The sequence below is a fragment of the Streptomyces sp. HSW2009 genome, assembly GCF_040240285.1.
GTDB lineage: Bacteria > Actinomycetota > Actinomycetes > Streptomycetales > Streptomycetaceae > Streptomyces.
Map to the genome: position 1 here is coordinate 1 of NZ_JBEHZD010000615.1, position 4,186 is coordinate 4,186.

2 protein-coding genes are annotated in these 4,186 nt (G+C 77.4%); both read right to left on the reverse strand.

Features of this window, described 5'->3' with window-relative positions; all coding sequences use genetic code 11:
- The coding region (locus tag AAHZ94_RS29520; RefSeq protein ID WP_349996744.1) for a hypothetical protein at window positions 1-2,201 on the reverse strand (2,201 nt) is incomplete at its 3' end.
- A partial coding sequence (locus AAHZ94_RS29525; RefSeq protein WP_349996745.1) for a hypothetical protein occupies window positions 2,198-4,186 on the reverse strand: 1,989 nt, incomplete at its 5' end. The genes AAHZ94_RS29525 and AAHZ94_RS29520, both read right to left, overlap by 4 nt.

Sequence of the window (4,186 nt, forward strand, 5' to 3'; positions counted from 1 at the left end):
GGCCCCCGCCCCCCCCCCCGCGGGCCGGGGGCGGCCCCGCCCCCCCGCCCCCCCCCCCCCCCCCCCCCCCCCCCCCCCCGCCCCCGGGCCGGGGCCCCGGCCCCGGCGCCGCCCGCGGCGTACCCGCCGGGGCGCCAGGGCGCCGGCTCCGGCGCCGGCTCGGGCGACCAGCCGAGGGCTGCGGCGTCCGCGGTCACCGGCGACTCGATGAGCCCGTGCATGGCGAGCAGCGACACCAGCGGTTCGATGACCCGGCGGGGCGCCGCGCCGGCCGGGTAGCGGCCGTGGTCCTCCTGGCCGCCGGTGGCCGACGCGACGTGCAGCGTGCAGCGGCGCAGCGCGTCGAAGGGCCGCAGCCACGCCTGCCCGGCGTGCTGGCGCAGCAGCCCGTACACGTCCCGGCTCTCCTCGTACGCCCGCGTCGGGTCGAGCGCCCCGCCGGGCGCCTCGGTGAACCAGCGGCTGACCGGCGGCTGGAAGCGCAACAGGTCGGCCTTGGCGAGCACCAGGGCGCCGGCCACGTCCAGGTAGGGGCCGTTCTTCGGCAGCCGGTCGAGGACGGTGCTGAACGCCAGGTCGCCGTCCCGGTTGACGGCCAGGCCCCAGCGTTCCCTGGCGTGGTCCAGGTGCGGCAGCGGCAGCGCGAGCGCCGGGTCGACGACGAAGATCACGCCGTCCACGCCGAGCAGGAAGCGCAGCACCGCATCGGTGCGCACCAGGTCCTCGCCGCCGAGGTCGAAGAAGGCCACCGGCCTGGTGCGGCCCTGCGCGTCGGTGATCAACAGCGCCTCGATCAGCGAGGCGAAGCCGGTCAGGCCGAGGCCGCCGGTGTGGCCGAGTACCTGGCCGTTGCGGAGCGGCTGGACCCATTCGCGGACGAAGCGGGCGTGTTGTTCGGGGTTGACGGACTGCCAGGAGAGGCCGAAGGGTTCCAGGCCGCCGTCGGTGATCTCGGCGATCATCTGGGTCAGCAGATGGGTCTTGCCGGTGGAGGACTGGCCGACCATGGCGATGGTCAGCGGCCGGCCGTGGGTGAGGTAGGGCACCGGGATGTAGTGCTCGGGGAAGTCCGGGTCGGCGGCGCACTTCTGGACGGCGGCGCGCATCACGTCCTTCAGCCGGACCGGGTTGCCGATGCCGGAGATGTCGAGCTTCTGGTACTGCATCCGGTCGTCGGCCGCGTACAGGGCGCCCAGGTCGAGCCGGATGGACTCCAGGCAGTACGGGCACAGCAGCCCCTCGTCCGGGTGCTCGGCGCCCGGCCTGCGGGGTCGGCCCGGGGCCTGCTGTTTGAGGCGCAGGGCGTGGGTGAAGGCCCGTGCGTGCGGGGCGCCGTCCGCGCCGGGCGTGGGCAGCGCGATGCGGCCCGGGCTGCCGGGCGCGAGCAGGTCCAGGAGTTCGGTCGGGGTCGGCCGGTCGGCGGCGCGCGGCGCGAACGCCTCGCGCAGCGTCCCGGCCAGCACCCGGTGTTCGCCGAGGTCGGCAGGTGCCCGGTCGGCCGGCCCGGCCCGGCCGGTGACCAGTTGGTAGAGCACCTGGGCCACGCTCCACAGGGCATCCCGGGAGTCCGCTTCGCCCTCGGCGCGGCGCTGTTCGGGCGAGGCGTAGGGGGCCCGGCCCCAGCGAGTGCGGGGCCGGCCGGTGCGGGCCGCCGACTCCAGGCCCCACAGTTGGGCGGCGGTGCCGTCCCACAGCACGCTCGCCGGCGAGATGCCGCGCAGCACCGTCTGCTCCCCGTCCAGCTGGGGCAGCGCGAGCAGCAGATCGCGGGCGAGCACCCGCTGGTCGGTGGCGGAGATGACGTGGGTGCGCAGCGCGGGCGTGCCGCGCGGCGCCGCGTACAGCAGGTACGGCTCGACGGTGTCGAGTTCGTGGCCGACGATGCGCGGGAAGAGCTGCGCGTACTCGCTGTCCTCCACGGTGCGGAGCAGGTGCAGGGCCGTGCCGACCTCGGTGTCGAGCAGGGCGCGGGCCGCCGGGTTGGCCGCGTCCGTACGAGCCAGTCTGACCTGCACGATCGGCTGGCCCTCGTCGCCCAGCAGCCCGTTGCGGACCAACTGCGGCAGCGCCGGGTCGCGCCGGGTGGTGGGGCCGAACCTGATGGGGGCGGTGTGCCGCTGCCCGGCCGGCGTGCTGAAGGCCAGCATCGCCCGGTGCGCCCCGGTCTCCGACGCCCGGTGCGGCTGTGAGGTGCTGGTCACCAGCGGTCGCCGTCCCTTCGTTCGTACGCGTCGACCCGGTCGCTTTCGGAGTTGTGCCGCGGCCGTACGGTGTCGACCACGCCCCTCCGCAGCGGGGTCAGTCTGATCAGCCCGGCGTACCGGCCGGTTGCGGTCCACAGGGCGTCGTCCGCCTGGTCGGTGCCGGTGGCCCGCCAGGACCGCTCGACGTCGCCGCGCACCGCTTCGGGGGCGAATCTGATCCACACCGCGGCGCCCGGGTCGCGGCTGAGCAGCGTGGCCTGTTCGGGCGACGACAACTGCACGACGATGTGCCGTTCGGCCTCGGCGCCGACCAGTTCGGCCACCCGGTGCGGGTCGGTGCCCAGCAGGTTGGTGCAGGTGGCGCGGGTGCGCTGGCGGTCGGCGAACGGGGGCGGGGCGAGCACGCCGGCCCGCTGGAGGTGCCGGCGTGCGGTGGCCAGGAGTTCCCGCACCCGGTCCTCGGTGCGCTGTACGGCCAGCGCGCCGGCCTGCCCGCGCTCGACGGCGCCCCAGTACGGGCGCATCGCCTCAAGGGCGGCGTCGGTGAGGTCGTCGGCCAGGGTCGCGACCTGTTCGGGGCCGCCCTCGCCGGTCTCCCGCTCCAGCCAGCGCGGGGTGTTGGCGGCGGTCCACGGCTCGGCGGGGAACTCGGCCGGCTGCGGCGGGACCGGGTCGGCGGCCACCTCGCCGGCGTTCGCCTCCTCCCAGGTGCTCGCCTCCTCCCAACTGCCGCCGCCCTCCCAGGAGTAGGCGGTGGCCCAGTCGTCGTCGCCCGCGTCGGTCGGTAGCGCGCCGGTCTCCAGCGTGGAGGTGCTGTTGAGCCAGTCGTCGCCGGCGAGCGCGTCGGGCGAGGTGGGCCCGCCGGCCGACGGCGCGGGCACCTCGCTCGCCGCCTCCGCGTCGGCCGCAGCCGCCGTCGCCCGCAGCATGCCGGCGACCGAGCGGGCCGCATCGGCGCAGTACAGCCGCTCGTCGGCGGCCCAGTGCTCGCGCACCGCCTCGGCCAGCAGCCCGTCGAGCCCGTCGAGGACCTGCCGCAGGGCGGCGATGCCGTACGCCTCGGCCCAGGCGTCGGTCGCCGCGTACCACAGCCGGCGCGCGGTCTCCACGGCCAGTACGACACCGACGACGAGCCCGGCGACCCCCAACCACAGGGGTGGGGCGGCGAGTTGGCAGGCGGCGAGGCCGGCGCCGGCGCCCAGGCAGACCGCGACCCGGGGGCCGACCGCCCACCGGTCCGGGTGGCCCGGGCCCCACAGCCGGGCGGCGCCGAGCAGCACGATGCCGATGAAGACCAGCGGCACCGCGGCGGCTGCGGCGAGCAGCGGGCCCGACCACAGCGCGCCCAGCAGGCCGGCCGCGCCGGCGGCTGCGGTGCCGAGCGCCGGGGCCGGCACCGGGGCGCCCTGTTGCGCGCGGCGGGCGACCCGCTCGGGTGCGTGCTCGGCGAGGCCGGGCAGCAGGGCGCTGCCCGGCACCGGCTCCACCCGGCCGGCGAGGCCGACGAAGCGTTGGGCCACCGCCCGCAGCGCCAGCTTCTGGGCGAGGAGCTTGCCGGCGAACTCGCGCAGCCCCTCGCCGATCCGCTCCCCCACGCCGTCCGCCGACGGCACCCGCAGGCCGAGTGCGGCGAGCCGGGTGGCGGCCTCGGCGGCGGCCGGCGCGGAACCGGTGGTGCTGCCGCTGCGCAGCGCCGTGGCGACCAGGTCGCGGTACTCCACCAGCGCCTGGTGGGCGCGGTCGATCTCGTCCTCGAACGCCTGCCGGCGGGAGGGGGCGAGCAGTCCGGGCAGCGTCTGGAGTTCCAGCAGCGCCTCCTCGGCGTCCACCAGGGCCTGGGCGCAGGCCAGGTAGGCGCCTTCGGCGACGCCGCCGGGCTCCCGGTGCGCCCGGCCCCGGCCGCCGCGGCCCGCGCCCCGCCCGCCCCGCGGCTCCCGCAGCGCCGCGCCCGCCCACGCGCCGGGGGCGGTCGGGTTTAAAAA